Below are 1459 nucleotides of genomic sequence, written 5' to 3'. Positions count from 1 at the left end.
CCTTTCACCCACAGGGCGGCGTAAATATGCACCATAATAACCACAATCAGGGCAACGGCGGCAAATGAATGCAGCATCAGCGCGAAGCGGATCACCGGGATTGAGAACGCCGGCGCAAAATACGGACGCCAGATGATCACGCCGCTCGCCAGCAGCAGCACCAGCAAGATAATCGCCGCCCAGAATACGCACTTCTGGCCGAAGTTATAGCGCCCGGTGTCACCCACTTCCTCGTTGACGACGATCTTACGAATATTCTTCGCCCAGAAGATATCATCCCGGTTGATGAGGTTATGGTGCCAGTAGCGGAAAAACATGATGATGAACGACGCGAACATGATAACGCCGACAAACGGGTGCAGTATACGCGCCAGCTGCGGTGTCCCCATGATCTGCATCAGCCAGTTGAAGGACGGGAAGAAAAAGCCCAGTCCGCTCACCGCCGCCAGCACGAAGCAGAAGGCGGTGACCCAGTGGTTGATGCGTTCCGGCGCCGTGTAGCGCACGATGGTGTCACGTCTTTTCATTTGCGCACCTCGTCATTCTCTTCATGCAGGTTGTCCTCTTCCTCTTCCGCACGGTTCGGACCGACCCCGACATAGTGGAAGACGCTGGCGGCGAACGTCGCGGCAAATCCCACCGCCGCGAGCGGTTTCCAGATACCTTTCCAGAACTTCACGGTGGCGCTGATTTCCGGGTTCTCCGGCAGGCCGTGATACAGATTCGGTTTGTCGGCGTGGTGCAGCACGTACATCACGTGCGTGCCGCCGACGCCGGCCGGATCGTACAGGCCCGCGTTGTCGTAACCACGGGTTTTCAGTTCAGCGACGCGCTCGCCTGCCAGCGTTTTCATATCCTCTTTGGAGCCAAAGTGAATCGCCCCGGTCGGGCAGGTTTTCACACAGGCAGGCTCCTGACCCACGGTGACGCGGTCGACGCACAGCGTACATTTGTAGACGCGGTTGTCTTCCGGGTTCAGGCGCGGCACATTGAACGGGCAGCCGGCGATACAGTAGCCGCAGCCGATGCACTGCTCGGACTGAAAATCCACGATACCGTTGGCATACTGAATGATAGCCCCTTCCGACGGGCAGGCCTTCAGGCAGCCGGGGTCGGCGCAGTGCATGCAGCCATCCTTACGGATAAGCCACTCCAGTTTGTCGTTCTGCTCCACTTCGGAGAAGCGCATCACCGTCCAGGATTTGGCGGTCAGATCCGCGGGGTTGTCGTACACCCCGACGTTGTGACCGACTTCATCGCGGATATCGTTCCATTCTGAACAGGCGACCTGACAGGCTTTACAGCCAATACAGGTGGTGACGTCGATAAGCTTCGCGACTTCCTGCTGGTGGTCCCGCGCCCGAGGCGCGGGAGTGAAACCGTTAGTCGCGGAACGACGAATAATGTCTTGCGATTGATAAGCCATAAGTCGTCTCCGTTACACCTTTTCCACGTTCAC

General features: G+C 58.1%; 2 protein-coding genes. Both read right to left on the bottom strand.

The window, feature by feature from the left end:
- Nucleotides 1-527: formate dehydrogenase cytochrome b556 subunit (gene fdoI / locus CWM52_RS25820; protein WP_100686654.1), on the bottom strand; the 527-nt coding region annotated here is incomplete at its 3' end.
- Nucleotides 524-1426: a formate dehydrogenase subunit beta gene (gene fdxH, locus CWM52_RS25815; protein WP_100686653.1), complete on the bottom strand. Its 903-nt coding sequence runs from the start codon at nucleotides 1424-1426 to the stop codon at nucleotides 524-526. The genes fdxH and fdoI, both read right to left, overlap by 4 nt.
- Nucleotides 1427-1459 lie beyond the last annotated feature (33 nt).

Origin of the sequence: Raoultella sp. T31 (genome assembly GCF_002806725.1) — a bacterium.
Lineage (GTDB): Bacteria > Pseudomonadota > Gammaproteobacteria > Enterobacterales > Enterobacteriaceae > Klebsiella > Klebsiella electrica.
Note: the sequence above shows the minus strand (reverse complement) of the source record. Positions and strands in the feature narration are given on the sequence as shown.

Excerpts from the sequence above, each read along its gene's own strand:
- fdxH (WP_100686653.1), bottom strand. The coding sequence starts at position 1,426 with ATGGCTTATCAATCGCAAGACATTATTCGTCGTTCCGCGACTAACGGT.